16 protein-coding genes are annotated in these 19,101 nt (G+C 49.5%); 11 read left to right on the top strand and 5 right to left on the bottom strand.

From position 1 onward, the window contains the following. Positions 1-6 precede the first annotated feature (6 nt). Together xylB and xylA are read right to left on the bottom strand one after the other, a co-directional pair. Positions 7-1,461 carry a xylulokinase gene (gene xylB, locus D9738_RS09815; protein ID WP_130260110.1) on the bottom strand — a complete coding sequence of 485 codons (1,455 nt, stop codon included), beginning with the start codon at positions 1,459-1,461 and terminating at the stop codon, positions 7-9. A 70-nt stretch (positions 1,462-1,531) separates the two neighbouring features. Beyond that, positions 1,532-2,854 carry a xylose isomerase gene (gene xylA / locus D9738_RS09810; protein WP_130260109.1) on the bottom strand — a complete coding sequence of 441 codons (1,323 nt, stop codon included), beginning with the start codon at positions 2,852-2,854 and terminating at the stop codon, positions 1,532-1,534. A 366-nt stretch (positions 2,855-3,220) separates the two neighbouring features. On the opposite strand from xylA, the gene xylF reads away from it, so the two are divergent. From xylF to xylR, 4 genes are all read left to right on the top strand, one after another. Further along, complete coding sequence (gene xylF, locus D9738_RS09805) at positions 3,221-4,213, top strand: D-xylose ABC transporter substrate-binding protein (RefSeq protein WP_130210040.1); 993 nt, start codon at positions 3,221-3,223, stop codon at positions 4,211-4,213. A 77-nt stretch (positions 4,214-4,290) separates the two neighbouring features. Further along, positions 4,291-5,832, top strand: a complete 1,542-nt coding sequence (xylG, locus tag D9738_RS09800) for a D-xylose ABC transporter ATP-binding protein (protein ID WP_130260108.1) — start codon at positions 4,291-4,293, stop codon at positions 5,830-5,832. Then, complete coding sequence (xylH, locus tag D9738_RS09795) at positions 5,810-6,991, top strand: xylose ABC transporter permease XylH (protein ID WP_130210036.1); 1,182 nt, start codon at positions 5,810-5,812, stop codon at positions 6,989-6,991. Before xylG ends, xylH begins: the two co-directional genes overlap by 23 nt. A 77-nt stretch (positions 6,992-7,068) precedes the next feature. Further along, positions 7,069-8,247, top strand: a complete 1,179-nt coding sequence (gene xylR / locus D9738_RS09790; protein ID WP_130210034.1) for a D-xylose utilization transcriptional activator XylR — start codon at positions 7,069-7,071, stop codon at positions 8,245-8,247. Positions 8,248-8,375: 128 nt separating this feature from the next. Here xylR and D9738_RS09785 read toward each other — a convergent pair whose 3' ends face one another. Continuing rightward, positions 8,376-9,200, bottom strand: coding sequence for a protein bax (locus tag D9738_RS09785; protein WP_130210032.1), 825 nt, complete (start codon positions 9,198-9,200; stop codon positions 8,376-8,378). A 320-nt stretch (positions 9,201-9,520) separates the two neighbouring features. Here D9738_RS09785 and malS point away from each other — a divergent pair, with 320 nt between their 5' ends. After that, on the top strand, positions 9,521-11,551 hold the full coding sequence (gene malS / locus D9738_RS09780) for an alpha-amylase (protein ID WP_130260107.1): 2,031 nt from the start codon (positions 9,521-9,523) through the stop codon (positions 11,549-11,551). Between the two features lie 174 nt (positions 11,552-11,725). Further along, positions 11,726-12,979 (top strand): valine--pyruvate transaminase, encoded by a 1,254-nt coding sequence (gene avtA / locus D9738_RS09775; protein WP_130260106.1) that lies wholly within the window; start codon positions 11,726-11,728, stop codon positions 12,977-12,979. Positions 12,980-13,120: 141 nt separating this feature from the next. Here the strand turns inward: avtA and D9738_RS09770 are convergent, their stop codons facing one another. Further along, on the bottom strand, positions 13,121-13,594 hold the full coding sequence (locus D9738_RS09770) for a 4Fe-4S binding protein (protein ID WP_130210026.1): 474 nt from the start codon (positions 13,592-13,594) through the stop codon (positions 13,121-13,123). Positions 13,595-13,695: 101 nt separating this feature from the next. Then, positions 13,696-14,529, bottom strand: coding sequence for an IclR family transcriptional regulator YiaJ (gene yiaJ, locus D9738_RS09765; RefSeq protein ID WP_130260105.1), 834 nt, complete (start codon positions 14,527-14,529; stop codon positions 13,696-13,698). Between the two features lie 214 nt (positions 14,530-14,743). Here yiaJ and yiaK point away from each other — a divergent pair, with 214 nt between their 5' ends. The 5 genes from yiaK to yiaO all read left to right on the top strand — a co-directional run bounded on the left by yiaK (position 14,744) and on the right by yiaO (position 19,098). Next, positions 14,744-15,742, top strand: a complete 999-nt coding sequence (gene yiaK / locus D9738_RS09760) for a 3-dehydro-L-gulonate 2-dehydrogenase (RefSeq protein ID WP_130260104.1) — start codon at positions 14,744-14,746, stop codon at positions 15,740-15,742. An 11-nt stretch (positions 15,743-15,753) separates the two neighbouring features. Continuing rightward, on the top strand, positions 15,754-16,221 hold the full coding sequence (locus tag D9738_RS09755; RefSeq protein ID WP_130260103.1) for a YhcH/YjgK/YiaL family protein: 468 nt from the start codon (positions 15,754-15,756) through the stop codon (positions 16,219-16,221). Between the two features lie 124 nt (positions 16,222-16,345). Beyond that, complete coding sequence (yiaM, locus tag D9738_RS09750; protein WP_130210018.1) at positions 16,346-16,819, top strand: 2,3-diketo-L-gulonate TRAP transporter small permease YiaM; 474 nt, start codon at positions 16,346-16,348, stop codon at positions 16,817-16,819. A 2-nt stretch (positions 16,820-16,821) separates the two neighbouring features. Then, positions 16,822-18,099, top strand: a complete 1,278-nt coding sequence (gene yiaN / locus D9738_RS09745) for a 2,3-diketo-L-gulonate TRAP transporter large permease YiaN (protein ID WP_130258798.1) — start codon at positions 16,822-16,824, stop codon at positions 18,097-18,099. 12 nt (positions 18,100-18,111) lie between these two features. Next, on the top strand, positions 18,112-19,098 hold the full coding sequence (yiaO, locus tag D9738_RS09740; protein ID WP_130260102.1) for a 2,3-diketo-L-gulonate TRAP transporter substrate-binding protein YiaO: 987 nt from the start codon (positions 18,112-18,114) through the stop codon (positions 19,096-19,098). Positions 19,099-19,101: the final 3 nt, after the last annotated feature.

Raw genomic sequence — 19,101 nt, 5'->3', positions numbered from 1 at the left:
ATAAGTTTACGCCATTAGTGGCAGAAGTTGCTGGTAGAGACGACGGAATGTTTCGCGTCGTGGCTGATAAGCGGCATGACGCTGCGCGTTCGGTATATGCGACTGCTCTAACGGCAGTTGCGGCAACAATTCACTGAGTGATTTATCTGGATTCACCGCAATCTGCGCCAACCTTGCTGCGCCCAGTGCAGGTCCTACATCACCACCCGTGCGGTAATCCAACTGCTGACCGCTGATATCCGCCAGCATCTGACGCCAGTACTCACTACGCGCTCCCCCACCAATCAGGGTAATACTTTGCGGTTTAATACCGCAGGCGTGCACGACATCCATGCCGTCGGCCAGCGCATAACCCACGCCTTCCAGCACTGCTCGCGCCAGTTCATTAGGGCCGTGTTGATGGGTCAGGCCAAAGAAAACCCCCTTCGCCTGTGGATTATTGTGCGGGGTACGCTCGCCGGAAAGATAAGGCAAAAACCAGATTGGCTCGGCACTTTCATCTGCCTGTTGCGCAGCTGTAATTAAGGCTGGAACATTGCTCAGGCCGGTTAATTTCGCGGCCCAATCCAGACACGATGCCGCACTCAACATCACCGACATTAAATGCCAACGCTGTGGTAATGCATGGCAAAAGCTGTGTACAGCGCTTTCCGGCTTGCTTAAGAACCCTTCACTCACCGCAAAATAAACACCAGAAGTTCCCAGCGACAGCATTGCCTGGTTGGCATCAACCATACCCACACCAACCGCACCAGCCGCATTATCACCGCCGCCCGCGACAACAGGCACTGCCGCCATTCCCCATGCTTTTGCCACCTCGGGTAGCAAAGTCCCAGTAACTTCACTGCCTTCGTATAATGCTGGCATCTGGTCACGGGACAGCTGGCAAGCTTGCAGCATGACATCACTCCAGTCACGCTTCGCGACATCCAGCCACATGGTGCCTGCCGCATCAGACATATCACTGGCAAACTCTCCGGTCATACGCAGACGCAAATAATCTTTTGGCAATAAAACTTTGTCTACCTGACGGAATATATCTGGCTCATGGCGTTGCACCCACAGCAGCTTAGGCGCGGTAAATCCGGGCATCATCAGGTTGCCGGTTATAGCGCGCGAATCCGGGACTCGTGCTTCAAGCAAAGCGCACTCTTGCGCACAGCGCCCGTCATTCCACAAAATCGCTGGACGTAATACCTGCTGCCGAGCATCAAGTAACGTTGCTCCGTGCATCTGTCCGGCAATACCTAACGCCTTAACCTCTTGCAAAGAATATTGTCGCGCAAGCGTTCTCACTGCACGATCAGTTGCCTGCCACCACTGTTCCGGGTCTTGTTCCGACCAGAGGGGATGTGGGCGCGAAACGGTTAGTTTTTCTGTTTGTGAAGCAATTACCTCACCCTGTTCGTTGAGCAGAATGACTTTCACGCCCGATGTGCCAAGATCTATCCCGATATACATAGCGATCGTTCCTTAAAAAATGCCCGGTATCGCTACCGATAACCGGGCCAACGGACTGCACAGTTAGCCGTTATTTGTCGAACAGATAATGGTTTACCAGATTTTCTAACTGCTCCTGGCGACCACTCTGATGCACCGGTGCAAGATTATGTTCCTGGGCATATTTTGCTAAATCCGCCAGTGACATTTGGCCTTTCAGAATTTGCTGGCCCAGTTCGCTATTCCAGCCGGAATAACGTTGCGCTACGCGTTTATCCAGCTCACCGTCTTCAATCATGCGTGCTGCAATTTTCAGCGCCAGTGCCATCGTATCCATCGCGCCAATATGACCGTAGAACAGGTCATATTTATCGGTGCTCTGACGACGTACTTTGGCATCGAAGTTCAAACCACCGGTGGTAAAACCACCCGCTTTGAGAATTTCATACATCACCAGCGCATTTTCTTCCACGCTGTTCGGGAACTGGTCGGTATCCCAGCCCAACTGCGCGTCACCACGGTTAGCATCGACAGAACCGAACAGACCAAGCGCAATGGCGGTGGCAATTTCATGGTGGAAAGAGTGACCCGCCAACGTTGCATGGTTTGCTTCAATATTCAGTTTAATCTCTTTTTCCAGGCCAAACTGCTTCAGGAAGCCGTAGACCGTCGCGGCATCGTAATCATATTGATGTTTGGTCGGCTCTTGCGGTTTCGGTTCGATAAGCAGGGTACCCTGGAAACCGATTTTATGTTTATGATCAACCACCATCTGCATAAAGCGGCCAATCTGTTCACGCTCCTGACGCAAATCGGTATTCAGCAGCGTTTCGTAACCTTCGCGACCGCCCCACAATACATAGTTTTCACCACCCAGTTTATGCGTCGCTTCCATCGCCGTAACGACTTGTGTTGCTGCCCAGCTGAAAACTTCCGGGTCGGGATTCGTAGCTGCGCCCGCACCATAACGTGGGTTAGTAAAGCAGTTAGCGGTTCCCCACAGCAGTTTCACGCCGCTCTCTTCTTGTTTACCTGCCAGCACATCGACCATTTGCGCAAAGTTATTGATGTACTCTTTTAACGATGCGCCTTCCGGGGAAACGTCCACATCGTGGAAACAATAAAAAGGCACATGTAATTTGTGGAAAAACTCAAATGCGACATCTGCTTTACGCTTCGCCAATGCCAGCGCCTCGCCAGGTTGCTGCCAGGGACGGTTAAACGCGCCTACGCCAAACATATCCGCCCCGTTCCAGCAGAAGGTGTGCCAGTAGCAAGCAGCAAAACGCAAATGGTCTTCCATACGCTTACCCAACACCAATTCGTCGGGGTTGTAGTGACGGAATGCTAACGGGTTAGAGGATTTCGGGCCTTCATAACGAACGCGATCGAGCTGGTCAAAATAAGCTTGCATAATGAACTCCATAATCAGGTAATGCCGCGGGTAATGGATGATGTCGTAATATTGGGCACTCCCTTTAAGTTGCTCAATTATGTTATTTCACACTGCTATTGAGATAATTCACAAGTGTGCGCTCGCTCGCAAAATAAAATGGAATGATGAAATTGGGTAATTACTCGAAGAGAAAAATGCAACAAATTCGATTAACCAACAAAAATAAGATCTCGGTCATAAATCAAGAAATAAACGAAAAATCGTAATCGAAAGATAAAAATCTGTAATTGTTTTCCCCCATTTAGTTGCTAAAAATTGGTCACGTTTAACGCGGTGATTGTTACTTTTTAAAGCTACACTCTAACAAAAGAAGGCCTCTGAACCATGAAAATAAAGAACATTTTACTCACCCTGTGCACCTCACTTCTGCTAACCAACGTTGCGGCACATGCTAAAGAAGTCAAAATTGGTATGGCTATTGATGATCTCCGTCTTGAGCGCTGGCAGAAAGACCGGGATATTTTCGTGAAAAAAGCTGAATCTCTCGGCGCAAAAGTATTTGTGCAGTCTGCAAATGGCAACGAAGAAACTCAAATGTCGCAGATTGAAAACATGATTAACCGGGGAGTCGATGTTCTTGTCATTATTCCGTATAACGGACAGGTATTAAGTAACGTTGTAAAAGAAGCAAAACAAGAAGGCATTAAAGTATTAGCTTACGACCGCATGATTAATGATGCTGATATCGACTTTTATATTTCTTTCGATAACGAAAAAGTGGGCGAACTACAAGCAAAAGCGCTGGTCGATATCGTCCCGCAAGGAAATTATTTCCTGATGGGCGGCTCTCCGGTGGATAACAACGCTAAGCTTTTCCGCGCCGGGCAAATGAAAGTATTAAAACCTTACGTCGACTCCGGGAAAATTAAAGTCGTAGGCGACCAATGGGTTGATGGCTGGTTACCAGAAAACGCGCTGAAAATTATGGAAAACGCGTTGACCGCCAACAATAACAAAATTGACGCTGTTGTTGCTTCTAACGATGCTACTGCTGGCGGGGCTATTCAGGCATTAAGCGCGCAAGGTTTGTCAGGGAAAGTCGCCATTTCCGGTCAGGATGCGGATCTCGCCGGCATTAAACGTATTGCTGCGGGTACGCAAACCATGACGGTGTATAAACCGATTACTCTTCTGGCAAATACTGCCGCGGAAATTGCCGTTGAACTGGGTAACGATCAACAACCTAAAGCAGATACCACGCTGAATAATGGGCTGAAAGATGTTCCATCCCGCCTGCTGACACCTATTGATGTGAATAAAAACAACATCAAAGACACGGTGATTAAAGACGGTTTCCACAAGGAGAGCGAGCTTTAAGCGTTACGTCCCTGTCGACAACGGGGACGTGATTTCTCTCCATGCCGCATGAACTGATTGGCTTAGGTGGAGTCGTTATGTCTTATCTACTTGAAATGAAGAGCATTACCAAAACTTTCGGCAGCGTAAAGGCGATAGATAACGTCAGTTTACGGCTAAATGCTGGTGAGATCGTCTCACTTTGCGGTGAGAACGGTTCTGGTAAATCAACATTAATGAAAGTGCTATGCGGAATTTATCCCTTTGGCAGTTACGAAGGCGAAATTACTTTTGCTGGTGAAGTAATACAGGCAAGTCACATCCGCGATACCGAACGCAAAGGTATTGCCATCATTCACCAGGAATTAGCATTGGTGAAAGAGTTGACCGTGCTGGAAAATATCTTTCTTGGCAATGAGATAACCCACAATGGGGTCATGGATTATGACCTGATGACGCTACGCTGTCAGAAACTGTTAGCGCAAGTCAGCTTATCCATTTCACCAGATACCCGCGTGGGTGATTTAGGGCTTGGGCAACAACAACTCGTTGAAATTGCCAAGGCACTAAATAAACAGGTGCGTTTATTAATTCTCGATGAACCAACAGCCTCATTAACTGAGCTGGAAACCACAGTTTTACTGGATATTATTCGCGATCTGCAACAACACGGCATCGCATGTATCTATATTTCTCACAAGCTCAACGAAGTCAAAGCGATTTCCGACACAATTTGTGTTATTCGCGACGGTCAGCACATAGGTACGCGTGATGCAGCCGGAATGAGCGAAGACGATATTATCACCATGATGGTTGGGCGAGAATTAACGGCACTGTACCCAAACGAACCACATACCACTGGCGATGAAATATTACGCATAGAACATCTGACGGCATGGCATCCGGTTAATCGTCATATTAAACGGGTTAACGATGTCTCGTTTTCCCTGAAACGTGGCGAAATACTGGGGATTGCTGGACTGGTCGGCGCTGGTCGCACCGAAACTATTCAATGCCTTTTTGGCGTTTGGCCCGGACAATGGGAAGGGAAAATCTATATTGATGGCAAACAAGTGGATATTCGTAATTGCCAGCACGCCATCGCCCAGGGTATTGCAATGGTGCCAGAAGATAGAAAGCGTGATGGCATCGTTCCGGTAATGGCAGTTGGTAAAAATATTACCCTCGCCGCACTCAGTAAATTTACCGGGGGTATTAGCCAGCTTGATGATGCCGCAGAGCAAAAATGTATTCTGGAATCAATCCAGCGACTCAAAGTGAAAACGTCGTCTCCGGAACTTGCTATTGGACGTTTAAGCGGCGGCAATCAACAAAAAGCGATCCTGGCACGCTGTCTGTTACTCAACCCGCGCATTCTCATTCTTGATGAACCTACCAGGGGTATCGATATTGGCGCGAAATACGAGATCTACAAATTAATTAACCAACTCGTCCAGCAGGGTATAGCCGTCATTGTCATCTCTTCTGAATTACCTGAAGTACTTGGTCTTAGCGATCGCGTACTGGTGATGCATGAAGGAAAACTAAAAGCCAACCTGATAAATCATAACCTGACTCAGGAGCAGGTGATGGAAGCCGCATTGAGGAGCGAACATCATGTCGAAAAGCAATCCGTCTGAAGTGAAATTAGCCGTACCGACATCCGGTGGCTTCTCTGTGCTGAAGTCACTGAATTTACAAGTCTTCGTGATGATTGCAGCAATCATCGCCATCATGCTGTTCTTTACCTGGACTACTGACGGCGCCTATTTAAGCGCCCGTAACGTCTCCAACTTGCTGCGCCAGACCGCGATTACCGGCATCCTTGCGGTAGGGATGGTGTTCGTCATAATTTCTGCCGAAATCGACCTCTCGGTCGGCTCGATGATGGGGCTATTAGGCGGCGTCGCCGCTATCTGCGACGTCTGGTTAGGCTGGCCTCTGCCGCTCACCATTATTGTGACGCTGGTTCTGGGCCTGCTTCTCGGCGCATGGAATGGTTGGTGGGTCGCGTACCGCAAAGTGCCTTCATTTATTGTCACTCTGGCGGGCATGTTGGCATTTCGCGGCATCCTCATTGGCATCACTAACGGTACGACGGTTTCCCCCACCAGCGCCGCGATGTCACAAATTGGACAGAGTTATCTACCCGCCAGCACCGGTTTCATTATTGGCGCGCTTGGCTTAATGGCTTTTGTCGGCTGGCAATGGCGTGGAAGAATGCGCCGACAAGCTTTGGGTTTACAGTCTCCGGCATCTACAGCGGTGGTCGGTCGCCAGGCTTTGACCGCCATCATCGTATTAGGCGCAATCTGGCTACTGAATGATTACCGTGGCGTTCCTACTCCTGTCCTGCTGCTGACGTTGCTGTTACTCGGCGGCATGTTTATGGCAACAAGGACAGCTTTCGGGCGGCGCATTTACGCTATTGGCGGCAATCTGGAAGCGGCGCGACTCTCCGGGATTAACGTAGAACGCACCAAACTTGTCGTGTTTGCTATCAACGGTTTGATGGTGGCCATCGCGGGGTTAATCCTCAGTTCACGGCTTGGTGCAGGCTCGCCTTCTGCCGGTAATATCGCCGAACTGGATGCCATTGCAGCCTGCGTGATTGGCGGCACCAGTCTGGCTGGCGGCGTAGGGAGTGTTGCGGGGGCTGTGATGGGGGCATTCATCATGGCTTCGCTGGATAACGGCATGAGTATGATGGATGTTCCGACCTTCTGGCAGTATATCGTCAAAGGTGCGATTCTGTTGCTGGCAGTATGGATGGACTCCGCAACCAAACGCCGTTCCTGATTTTGATAAAAATTTTCTCAAAACCGGTAACGTGTTGCCGGTTTTGAGTTTTTGCATGATTCAGCAGGAAAAGAACCATGTTTACTAAACGTCACCGAATCACATTACTGTTCAATGCTAATAAAGCCTATGACCGTCAAGTTGTAGAAGGTGTGGGGGAATATTTACAGGCGTCACAATCGGAATGGGATATTTTCATTGAAGAAGATTTCCGCGCCCGCATTGATAAAATCAAGGACTGGTTAGGAGATGGCGTTATTGCCGACTTTGACGATAAACAAATCGAGCAAGCGTTGGCTGATGTCGACGTCCCCATTGTCGGGGTTGGCGGCTCGTATCACCTGGCAGAAAGCTATCCGCCCGTACATTACATTGCCACTGATAACTATGCGCTGGTTGAAAGCGCATTTTTGCATTTAAAAGAAAAAGGCGTTAACCGCTTTGCTTTTTATGGTCTGCCGGAGTCGAGTGGCAAAAGATGGGCAGCCGAACGCGAATATGCTTTTCGCCAGCTTGTCGCCGAAGAAAAGTACCGTGGTGTCGTTTATCAGGGACTGGAAACTGCGCCAGAAAACTGGCAGCACGCGCAAAACCGGTTGGCCGACTGGTTGCAAACGCTGCCACCGCAAACCGGGATTATTGCCGTTACTGACGCCCGGGCGCGGCATATTCTGCAAGTTTGCGAGCATCTGCATATTCCCGTACCGGAAAAATTATGCGTAATTGGCATCGATAACGAAGAGCTGACCCGCTATCTTTCTCGCGTCGCGCTTTCTTCGGTTGCCCAGGGCGCACGGCAAATGGGCTATCAGGCGGCAAAACTTCTGCATCGGTTGCTAGATAAAGAAGCGATGCCGTTGCAGCGGATTTTGGTCCCGCCAGTACGCGTCATTGAACGACGTTCTACGGATTACCGTTCGTTGACCGACCCGGCTGTTATTCAGGCCATGCATTACATCCGCAATCACGCCTGCAAAGGGATTAAAGTGGATCAGGTACTGGACGCTGTCGGCATATCACGCTCCAATCTTGAGAAGCGTTTTAAAGAAGAGGTGGGCGAAACCATACACGCAATGATTCATGCCGAGAAGCTGGAGAAAGCGCGCAGCCTGCTAATTTCAACAACCTTATCAATAAACGAGATATCGCAAATGTGCGGTTATCCATCGTTGCAATATTTCTACTCTGTATTTAAAAAAGCATATGACACAACGCCGAAAGAGTATCGCGATGTAAACAGCGAGGTCCTGCTGTAGCAGGAGGAGAAAAGCCGCCAGGCATGATAAGACGCGCCAGCGTCGCATCAGGTAACGCAGCACAACCACCTGATGCGAGCAAAAGCCTTATCCGACCAACAAGTCGGATAAGGCTCGAGGGAATGCAATTACATATGCGCAGCGATTAACCGCTGGTTATCCTGGTACATCGCGAACAGGTAGTTGTTATAACTCTGTCCCTTCGTTGAATAACCTTTCAGCTTGTGAATCATCGCTGTGGCGGTGATTTCCTGATCAGCTTTACGCAATTGTGCACGTGATTTACGGAACGAAGCGTAAGCCGGGTGCGTATTCAGGTTAGTGACATAGGCGCTCACCGATTCTTTGACAGAACTGAACTGTGAGTAGCCTTTCACTTTACCCGGTGCATTGGTACAACGCCCTTTCATGCACTTCATGCCAAACAGGTTGTTGTTGTTACGCGCCAGCTTCGACGTACCCCAACCACTTTCTGCCGCAGCCATCGTCGCCACCATACTGGTCGGGATAATGTCTACGCGTTCAAGCAGCGTATTCCACGGGATTTTTCGTGTATTACCAGACCACTTCACCTTATAGCGTTTGGCGATGTCTTTCAGACGCGCACGCTCTGCAGGCGACCATTGGCCCTGGTACTGTTTTGAAATCAGCCAGTTACGTTCCGCCGTAATGGCAGCATTTTGGCTGGTAATGTAAGGCATTACGGTCCGGAGAAACGCTTTTTTCCTTGGTGTTCCGGAAGGGTATTTTCGCAAATCAGGAAGTGAACTGCTCTTTGCACTATTGCGAGAATACTCTTGTTTACTGCTTACCTGTTTATTACTAGCTTTGGTTATGTGGGACTTTTGACTCGCTGTTGTCGTGTGCGTTTTCGCTAACACCTCACTCGAAAACATCAGAGTGAGTAACATAAGAATCATCGCCCCATATCGTCGTATGGGAGTCAAAATCATCAGTTCTCCTGGTCGGATTTAATCATTCCAACACCTTATATTTTTCACAAATTTGAGAGTTGAATCTCAAATCATATCAAAAATAGCTGTCAAGAGCACCCCAAGGAATAGTCCAAATCTGAAACTATGTCACGTGTTAACCGTTCAGATTGGCGCTAAATCGCAGAAAATGTGGGGTTTATCGCAAAAAATAAGCTTAAATCTCAGGTGAAATACTCCCCCTTTCGTCTCATCCTGGCGCAATCCTCATCAGGGAGGAGTTTTACCAGTATTATCACTGGCAAACTGGTGAAATTCGCAGCAACAAGGACTCATCCGTTATGAAACTTGCCGCCTGTTTTCTGATACTCCTGCCCAGTGTTGCCATTGCCGCCAACTGGACATCTCAGGGATTTCCCACCTTTGCTGAACAAAGTGCAGGAACATTTGTTAGTCATGCCCAGCTGACCAAAGGTACGCGACCGCTGACGCTAAATTTTAACCAACAATGCTGGCAGCCTGCGGATGCGATAAAACTCAATCAGATGCTTTCTCTCAAACCTTGCGACAGCACGCCCCCTCAGTGGCGATTGTTCAGGAACGGTGAATATACGTTGCAAATAGATACCCGCTCCGGCACACCAACGTTGATGATTTCGGTCCAGAACACCGCCGAACCGGTAGCGAACCTGGCTCGTGAATGCCCCAAATGGGATGGAAAACCACTGACGCTTAATGTCAGCGGCACTTTCCCGGAAGGTACGGTAGTCCGGGATTATTACAGCCAGCAAATCGCGACGGTGAAGAACGGCCAAATAACGTTACAACCTGCCGCCACCAGCAATGGTTTACTTCTGTTGGAACGCGCGGCAACTGACGCACCTGCCCCTTTCAACTGGCATAACGCCACGATTTATTTTGTACTAACAGACCGTTTCGAAAACGGCGATCCCAGCAATGACCAGAGCTACGGACGTCATAAAGACGGCATGGAGGAAATTGGCACTTTCCACGGCGGTGATTTACGCGGCCTGACCAACAAACTGGATTATTTCCAGCAGCTGGGCGTCAATGCTTTATGGATAAGCGCCCCATTTGAGCAAATTCACGGCTGGGTCGGCGGCGGTACAAAAGGCGATTTCCCACATTATGCCTACCACGGATATTACACACAGGACTGGACGAATCTTGATGCCAATATGGGCAACGAAGCCGATCTACGGACGCTGGTTGATAGCGCGCATCAACGCGGTATCCGCATTTTGTTTGATGTAGTGATGAACCACACCGGCTATGCCACGCTGGCGGATATGCAGGAGTTTCAGTTCGGCGCGTTATATCTTTCTGGTGACGAGCTGAAAAAAACGCTGGGCGACCACTGGAGCAACTGGAAACCCGCCGCCGGGCAAACCTGGCATAGCTTTAACGATTACATTAATTTCAGCGACAAAGCAGGCTGGGATAAATGGTGGGGAAAAAACTGGATCAGAACGGATATCGGCGATTACGACAATCCTGGATTCGACGATCTCACCATGTCGCTAGCCTTTTTGCCGGATATCAAAACCGAATCAACTACCGCTTCTGGTCTGCCGGTATTCTATAAAAACAAACCGGATACCCACGCCAAAGCCATTGACGGCTATACGCCGCGCGATTACTTAACCCACTGGTTAAGCCAATGGGTCCGCGACTACGGTATTGATGGTTTTCGGGTCGATACCGCCAAACATGTTGAGTTGCCCGCCTGGCAGCAACTGAAAACTCAGGCCAGCGCCGCACTTCGCGAATGGAAAAAAGCTAACCCCGAGAAAGCATTAGATGACAAACCTTTCTGGATGACCGGCGAGGCCTGGGGCCATGGTGTAATGCAAAGCGACTACTATCGCCGCGGATTCGACGCGATGATCAATTTTGATTATCAGGAACAGGCGGCGAAAGCGGTCGATTGCCTGGCGCAGATGGATACCACCTGGCAGCAAATGGCCGAGAAATTGCAAGATTTCAATGTGTTGAGCTATCTCTCCTCGCATGATACCCGCTTGTTCCGCGAAGGGGGCGACAAAGCAGCAGAGTTATTGTTACTCGCGCCAGGTGCAGTGCAAATCTTTTACGGTGATGAATCCTTACGTCCGTTCGGTCCCACCGGTTCTGATCCCCTACAAGGCACACGTTCTGATATGAACTGGCAGGATATCAGTGGTAAATCTGCCGCCAGCGTCGCGCACTGGCAGCGCATCAGTCAGTTCCGCGCACGGCATCCAGCCATTGGCGCAGGCAAACAAACGGCGCTTTCGCTGAAACAGGGGTACGGATTTGTCCGTGAACACGGCGACGATAAAGTAATGGTCGTCTGGGCGGGGCAACAGTAACTTTTCCGGCTTCCCGTGCGGCAGTACGTCGGGAAGCCACCCAGACTAAAATACCATCCTAACAGAAAACCACAGCATAAAGTGTCAATCCACCGTCAACAGCGTGATTTGCACCCTGGCAAATGTAGCGTTATTGTTACCGTCCATGCTACAGAGTTCGACAGATATCCCGCTATGACATTCTCCCTTTTTGGTGACAAATTTACCCGCCACTCCGGCATTACGCTGCTGATGGAAGATCTGAACGACGGTTTACGCACGCCCGGCGCGATTATGCTCGGTGGCGGTAATCCGGCGCAGATCCCGGAAATGCAGGATTACTTCCAGACACTGCTGACCGACATGCTGGAAAGCGGTAAAGCAACGGATGCGCTGTGCAATTACGACGGCCCGCAAGGAAAGACGGAGCTACTGTCGCTACTTGCCGGGATGCTACGTGAGAAACTAGGTTGGGATATCGAACCACAGAATATTGCACTAACAAACGGTAGCCAGAGCGCGTTTTTCTACTTATTTAACCTGTTTGCCGGACGCCGTGCCGATGGCCGGATCAAAAAAGTACTGTTCCCGTTGGCACCGGAATACATTGGCTACGCGGATGCCGGGCTGGAAGAGGATCTGTTTGTCTCTACGCGTCCGAATATCGAACTACTGCCAGAGGGCCAGTTTAAATATCACGTCGATTTCGAACATCTGCGCATTGGCGAAGAGACGGGGATGATTTGCGTCTCGCGACCGACGAACCCAACAGGTAATGTGATAACCGATGAAGAGTTGCTGAAGCTGGATGCGCTGGCGAATCAGCACGGGATCCCGCTGGTGATTGATAACGCCTATGGCGTCCCGTTCCCGGGCATCATCTTTAGCGAAGCGCGCCCGCTGTGGAATCCGAATATCGTGCTATGCATGAGCCTTTCCAAGCTGGGTCTGCCAGGTTCGCGCTGCGGCATTATCATCGCCAATGAAAAAATCATCACCGCCATCACCAATATGAACGGCATTATCAGCCTCGCGCCTGGCGGCATTGGTCCGGCGATAATGTGTGAAATGATTAAGCGTAACGATCTACTGCGCCTGTCAGAAACGGTCATCAAGCCGTTCTATTACCAGCGTGTTCAGGAAACTATCGCTATCATTCGCCGCTATTTACCGGAAGATCGCTGCCTGATTCATAAACCCGAAGGGGCAATTTTCCTCTGGCTATGGTTTAAGGATTTGCCGATTACCACCGAGCAGCTCTATCAGCGCCTGAAAGCGCGCGGCGTGCTGATGGTGCCTGGCCACAACTTCTTCCCAGGGCTGGATAAACCGTGGCCGCATACACATCAATGTATGCGCATGAACTACGTACCAGAGCCGGAGAAAATTGAGGCGGGTGTGAAGATTCTGGCGGAAGAGATTGAACGCGCCTGGGCTGAAAGCCATTAAAAATTGCCTGATGCGCTGCGCTTATCAGACCTACATAATTTCTGCAATCAATTGAATTTGTAGGTCGGATAAGGCGTTTACGTCGCATCCGGCATAAACAAAGCGCACAATTCCGGCGTTGAATAACGCCGGAAAAACGTTTCAAACAGGCTGCTGCTGTAGCCGCTGACGCTGGATTTTCTCGACATCCATACATTGCAACGCCTGTGTCGGGCAGGCTTCAACACAGGCCGGTCCCGTCGCCCGATGCCAGCACAGATCGCACTTAATCGCCCTCGCCTTTTTGCGCGCCGAAACCACCTCCATCGCACCAAACGGGCAAGCCAGCATACAGCTTTTACAGCCAATACAACGTGATTGTTCAACAAAGATATGCCCATGTTCGCGGCGAATCGCCTCCACAGGGCAGACATTCGCACACGGAGCATCTTCACACTGATGACAGGCTACTGCAGTGGTCCAGGTATGGTCTTTGATGACTCGAATTCGCGAAATAAACTCGCCCGGCGACAACGCAGAGCAATCCTGATTTTCCTGATGCGACACCGCGCAAGCCACTTCACAGGTACGGCAACCGATACATTTCGTCGCATCCGCAATAATAAACCGGTTCATGATCACTCCTTTGCACTAAAACAGCAGAGTGCCAGAGAGCGCCCCTCTACTGCTTTGATCCAACGAAGGAAATGTTAAAGTTTTGTCACCTGTCTAAAGCGTTATGTGATTGCACTCTGGTCGTCTCTGACAGTAAATCCCAGTTCATTAGAGATGGCCTGAGCGGTTTCACGCAGTGGTTTCAGAAGATTCTTCTCCCCTACCTGTTTCAACCGTGATGTCGAAAGCGAAATCGACACGGCATACGGCACCCGTCGATGAATATCAAATACCGGAACAGCAATACAGGAGACACCGAGCTCATTTTCTTCTCTGTCCATCGCTACTCCGCTTTCACGAATGTGCGCCAGTTCGTCGAACATCGCAGGTAACTCGGTAATGGTATTGCGGGTTAACGGCTGGATTTCATTCTGATGGCTTTCCCAGTACGACTTCACGTAGTCCGGGTGACCAAACGCCATGTAGACCTTGCCCATTGCGGAACAGTAGAGCGGCATATGCTGACCAATATAGGCGCGAGTACGCAGCATACCCGTGGTGGGTTCCAGTTTATAAATCAAAATAGCGTGATCATCTTCGCGACTGGAGAAATTAATGGTTTCGCCGGTGGCGATGTTGAGCGTCTCAAGATGCGGGGCTGCGATATGAATGATATTCAGCGAAGACAAAGCCTTTTGACCGACGGCAATAAATTTGGTGGTCAGGCGGTAACTCCCTGCGGCAGGCGCGGTGGTCACATAGCCACAGGACTGTAATCCCTGCAATAAACGATGGACGGTACTTTTGTTTAAACCTGCCAGTTCTGAGAGATGCGCCAGTGGGCAACCGTTTGGATAGTTACTCAAAATCTCAATCAGCATCAACCCACGAAACAGGCTCTGACTTCCGGCTGGACGCTCTTTTTCCTGTGCCATCTCGTTCTCATTTTTTCCCATCGCTTTTTCCCCATTTTGTCGCGTCCTGATGGTAGCGCAAAGTGTGTCGTAGTTCACGATCTCGACAGATAATTTATAACATTTTGATTTATATGATTTTTGAAAATCATGGCGCGGATTGCTTTGTTAAAAAGCGATCGATATATTTGAAATCAAATTTCGCATAGTGGAATTTTAAGCTAAAAAAGCGTTCAAAAAAACAAGGAAGCCAGGGATGAAAGTGACATTTGAGCAGTTAAAAGCGGCCTTTAATCAGGTTTTAATTTCACGTGGCGTTGGCAGCGAAACTGCCGATGCCTGCGCGGAAATGTTCGCCCGCACCACCGAGTCCGGCGTTTATTCCCACGGTGTAAATCGTTTCCCCCGTTTCATTCAACAACTGGATAACGGCGATATCATTCCTGACGCCCAACCCAAACGCGTGACCAGCCTCGGTGCGATTGAGCAGTGGGACGCTCAGCGCTCAATCGGCAACCTGACGGCGAAAAAGATGATGGATCGCGCCATCGAACTGGCTGCCAGTCACGGAATTGGCCTGGTGGCGTTACGTAACGCCAATCACTGGATGCGCGGCGGCAGCTACGGCTGGCAGGCGGCGGAAAAAGGCTATATTGGCATTTGCTGGACCAACTCCATCGCCGTGATGCCGCCGTGGGGCGCAAAAGAGTGTCGCATCGGCACTAACCCGCTGATCGTAGCCATTCCTTCCTCACCCATTACGATGGTCGATATGTCGATGTCGATGTTTTCCTACGGCATGTTAGAAGTTAACCGCCTGGCAGGTCGTCAGCTCCCGGTAGATGGTGGCTTTGATGATGAGGGCAATTTGACCAAAGAACCTGGCGTTATCGAGAAAAATCGCCGCATTTTGCCGATGGGCTACTGGAAAGGTTCGGGCATGTCGATTGTGCTGGATATGATCGCTACTCTCCTTTCTGATGGCGCATCGGTTGCTGAAGTCACCGAGGATAACAGCGACGAATACGGCATTTCGCAAATCTTTATCGCCATTGAAGTAGACAAACTGATCGAAGGCACCACCCGCGACGCCAAGCTGCAACGCATCATGGATTACGTTACCACCGCCGAACGCGCTGACGAAAACCAGGCTATTCGTTTACCCGGACACGAATTTACCACTCTGCTGGCAGAAAACCGCCGTAACGGTATTACCGTTGACGACAGCGTATGGGCAAAAATTCAGGCGTTATAAGGAGATAGACCATGATATCTGGACATATCACGCAGCCTAATCCGTGCCGTTTACCCGCTGCCATTGAAAAGGCGCTCGATTTTCTGCGCGCTACCGACTTCAACGCCCTGGAACCGGGCGTTGTCGAAATCGACGGCAAGAATATTTTTGCGCAAATTATCGACTTAACGACGCGCCAGGTAGAGGAAAATCGCCCAGAAGTACATCGTCGCTATATTGATATTCAATATCTGGCATGGGGCGAAGAGAAAATCGGCATTGCTATTGATACTGGAAATAATAAAGTCAGCGAATCCCTATTAGAACAGCGCGATATTATTTTTTATCACCATTGTGAAAAAGAATCATTTATTCAAATGACGCCCGGCAGTTACGCTATTTTCTTCCCTCAGGATGTTCATCGACCAGGTTGTATTCTGGAAACAGCCTCTGAGATACGAAAAGTTGTGGTTAAGGTCGCATTAACGGCGCTGGATTAACCGAAGACTCTTCTACGCCAGAACGACAAGGTAATGTCATTGCGCTAAATATATATACCCTAAATATTTCAAATCGCATCACATGCAATCTGAAGTATGACGGGTATAGCCTAAAGGAATAGCTATGAAGAAAATACTTGAAGCAATACTGGCGATTAATCTCGCCGTGCTCTCCTGTATTGTGTTTGTAAATATTATTTTAAGATATGGTTTTCAGACAAGTATTTTATCTGTAGATGAATTATCGCGTTATTTATTTGTCTGGTTAACATTTATTGGCGCAATTGTGGCTTTTATGGATAACGCCCACGTTCAGGTCACCTTTCTGGTAGAGAAACTCTCTCCCGCATGGCAGCGACGAGTCGCTCTGGTCACCCATTCCTTAATCTTATTTATTTGTGGTGCACTGGCTTGGGGCGCAACGCTAAAAACAATTCAGGACTGGAGCGATTATTCACCGATCCTCGGTTTGCCCATCGGCCTGATGTATGCCGCTTGCCTGCCCACCAGCCTTGTTATCGCTTTCTTTGAACTGCGTCATTTATATCAACTCATCTCGCGCAGCGATTCTGTTACGCCACCACCGCAAGGAGCTTAATCATGGCTGTGCTGATTTTTCTGGGCTGCCTGTTGGGTGGCATTGCTATCGGTTTGCCTATTGCCTGGGCACTTTTGTTATGTGGCGCAGCGTTAATGTTCTGGCTGGAGATGTTTGATGTCCAGATCATGGCACAAACGCTGGTGAACGGAGCCGACAGTTTCTCCCTGCTGGCGATACCATTCTTTGTGCTGGCGGGTGAAATCATGAATGCGGGCGGCTTGTCAAAACGCATTGTTGACCTGCCGATGAAACTGGTTGGGCATAAACCTGGCGGGTTGGGCTACGTGGGTGTTCTGGCGGCAATGATTATGGCAAGTCTTTCCGGTTCTGCCGTTGCGGATACCGCCGCCGTTGCCGCGCTATTAGTGCCGATGATGCGCAGCGCCAACTACCCGGTCAACCGGGCCGCGGGGCTAATTGCCTCAGGCGGGATTATCGCTCCCATTATTCCACCTTCCATTCCATTTATTATTTTTGGCGTTTCCAGTGGTTTGTCCATCAGCAAACTGTTTATGGCAGGAATTGCCCCAGGCATTATGATGGGCGCAACGCTGATGCTCACCTGGTGGTGGCAGGCCAGTCGTCTTAATTTACCCCGCCAGCAAAAAGCGACAATGCAGGAAATCTGGCACTCTTTTGTCTCCGGTATCTGGGCGCTGTTTCTTCCGGTCATCATTATTGGGGGTTTTCGCTCCGGTCTGTTTACCCCTACCGAAGCCGGGGCCGTTGCTGCTTTCTATGCGTTGTTTGTCGCCACAGTTATTTACCGTGAAATGACCTTCGCCACACTTTGGCATGTGCTAATTGGCGCGGCGAAAACGACCTCTGTGGTCATGTTTCTGGTGGCCTCGGCACAAGTTTCCGCCTGGCTGATTACCATTGCTGAACTGCCGATGATGGTTTCTGATTTACTGCAACCGTTAGTCGATTCACCACGTTTGTTGTTTATCGTGATTATGCTGGCAATTTTGATCGTCGGCATGGTTATGGATTTAACACCAACCGTGTTAATTCTCACTCCGGTATTAATGCCTTTAGTTAAAGAGGCTGGCATTGATCCGATTTATTTCGGTGTCATGTTTATCATCAACTGTTCAATCGGCTTAATTACACCCCCCATCGGTAATGTACTTAACGTTATTTCAGGTGTGGCGAGATTAAAATTTGATGATGCAGTCAGAGGCGTTTTCCCTTACGTATTGGTTTTATATTCTTTATTAGCCGCATTTATTTTTATTCCCGATCTCATCATCCTCCCTTCGAAATGGATTAATTAAAAGGAAAATATTATGAAATTACGCTCTGTAACCTACGCATTATTCATTGCTGGCCTGGCTGGATTCAGTACATCTTCACTGGCGGCGCAATCATTACGTTTCGGTTATGAAACCTCACAAACCGATTCACAACATATTGCGGCGAAAAAATTCAATGAATTATTACAGGAGAGAACCAAAGGCGAACTGAAATTAAAACTGTTCCCGGACAGCACTCTCGGTAACGCACAGGCGATGATTAGCGGCGTGCGCGGCGGCACTATTGATATGGAGATGTCCGGCTCGAATAACTTCGCCGGGTTGTCGCCGGTGATGAACCTGCTCGACGTTCCTTTCCTGTTCCGCGACACCGCCCATGCGCATAAAACGCTTGATGGTAAAGTCGGTGATGACCTGAAAGCCTCCCTTGAAGGTAAAGGACTGAAAGTACTGGCCTACTGGGAAAACGGCTGGCGCGATGTCACCAACTCGCGCGCACCGGTTAAAACGCCTGCCGACCTGAAAGGGCTGAAAATCCGCACCAACAATAGCCCGATGAATATCGCAGCATTCAAAGTCTTTGGCGCTAACCCGATCCCGATGCCGTTTGCCGAAGTCTATACCGGGCTGGAAACCCGCACCATCGACGCCCAGGAGCATCCGATCAACGTCGTCTGGTCGGCAAAATTTTATGAAGTGCAGAAGTATCTTTCTCTGACACACCACGCCTATTCACCGCTTCTGGTGGTAATCAACAAAGCGAAGTTTGATGGCTTAAGCCCGGAGTTCCAGCAAGTGCTTATCTCATCTGCGCAAGAAGCGGGCAATTACCAGCGCAAACTGGTCGCCGAAAATCAGCAAAAAATCATCGATGGCATGAAAGACGCGGGCGTAGAAGTCATCACCGATCTCGATCGCAAAGCCTTTAGCGATGCGCTGGGGAACCAGGTTCGCGACATGTTTGTTAAAGATGTTCCGCAGGGCGCCGATCTGCTGAAAGCCGTGGATGAGGTGCAATAAACC

It is taken from the genome of Escherichia sp. E10V5, assembly GCF_004212315.1.
Classification (GTDB): domain Bacteria; phylum Pseudomonadota; class Gammaproteobacteria; order Enterobacterales; family Enterobacteriaceae; genus Escherichia.
Note: the sequence above shows the minus strand (reverse complement) of the source record. Positions and strands in the feature narration are given on the sequence as shown.

What these genes read in the sequence shown, in the direction of transcription:
- xylB (WP_130260110.1), bottom strand. Translation starts at nt 1,461, where the DNA reads ATGTATATCGGGATAGATCTTGGCACATCGGGCGTGAAAGTCATTCTG.
- xylA (WP_130260109.1), bottom strand. Translation starts at nt 2,854, where the DNA reads ATGCAAGCTTATTTTGACCAGCTCGATCGCGTTCGTTATGAAGGCCCG.
- xylF (WP_130210040.1), top strand. Translation starts at nt 3,221, where the DNA reads ATGAAAATAAAGAACATTTTACTCACCCTGTGCACCTCACTTCTGCTA.
- xylG (WP_130260108.1), top strand. Translation starts at nt 4,291, where the DNA reads ATGTCTTATCTACTTGAAATGAAGAGCATTACCAAAACTTTCGGCAGC.
- xylH (WP_130210036.1), top strand. Translation starts at nt 5,810, where the DNA reads ATGTCGAAAAGCAATCCGTCTGAAGTGAAATTAGCCGTACCGACATCC.
- xylR (WP_130210034.1), top strand. Translation starts at nt 7,069, where the DNA reads ATGTTTACTAAACGTCACCGAATCACATTACTGTTCAATGCTAATAAA.
- D9738_RS09785 (WP_130210032.1), bottom strand. Translation starts at nt 9,200, where the DNA reads ATGATTTTGACTCCCATACGACGATATGGGGCGATGATTCTTATGTTA.
- malS (WP_130260107.1), top strand. Translation starts at nt 9,521, where the DNA reads ATGAAACTTGCCGCCTGTTTTCTGATACTCCTGCCCAGTGTTGCCATT.
- avtA (WP_130260106.1), top strand. Translation starts at nt 11,726, where the DNA reads ATGACATTCTCCCTTTTTGGTGACAAATTTACCCGCCACTCCGGCATT.
- D9738_RS09770 (WP_130210026.1), bottom strand. Translation starts at nt 13,594, where the DNA reads ATGAACCGGTTTATTATTGCGGATGCGACGAAATGTATCGGTTGCCGT.
- yiaJ (WP_130260105.1), bottom strand. Translation starts at nt 14,529, where the DNA reads ATGGGAAAAAATGAGAACGAGATGGCACAGGAAAAAGAGCGTCCAGCC.
- yiaK (WP_130260104.1), top strand. Translation starts at nt 14,744, where the DNA reads ATGAAAGTGACATTTGAGCAGTTAAAAGCGGCCTTTAATCAGGTTTTA.
- D9738_RS09755 (WP_130260103.1), top strand. Translation starts at nt 15,754, where the DNA reads ATGATATCTGGACATATCACGCAGCCTAATCCGTGCCGTTTACCCGCT.
- yiaM (WP_130210018.1), top strand. Translation starts at nt 16,346, where the DNA reads ATGAAGAAAATACTTGAAGCAATACTGGCGATTAATCTCGCCGTGCTC.
- yiaN (WP_130258798.1), top strand. Translation starts at nt 16,822, where the DNA reads ATGGCTGTGCTGATTTTTCTGGGCTGCCTGTTGGGTGGCATTGCTATC.
- yiaO (WP_130260102.1), top strand. Translation starts at nt 18,112, where the DNA reads ATGAAATTACGCTCTGTAACCTACGCATTATTCATTGCTGGCCTGGCT.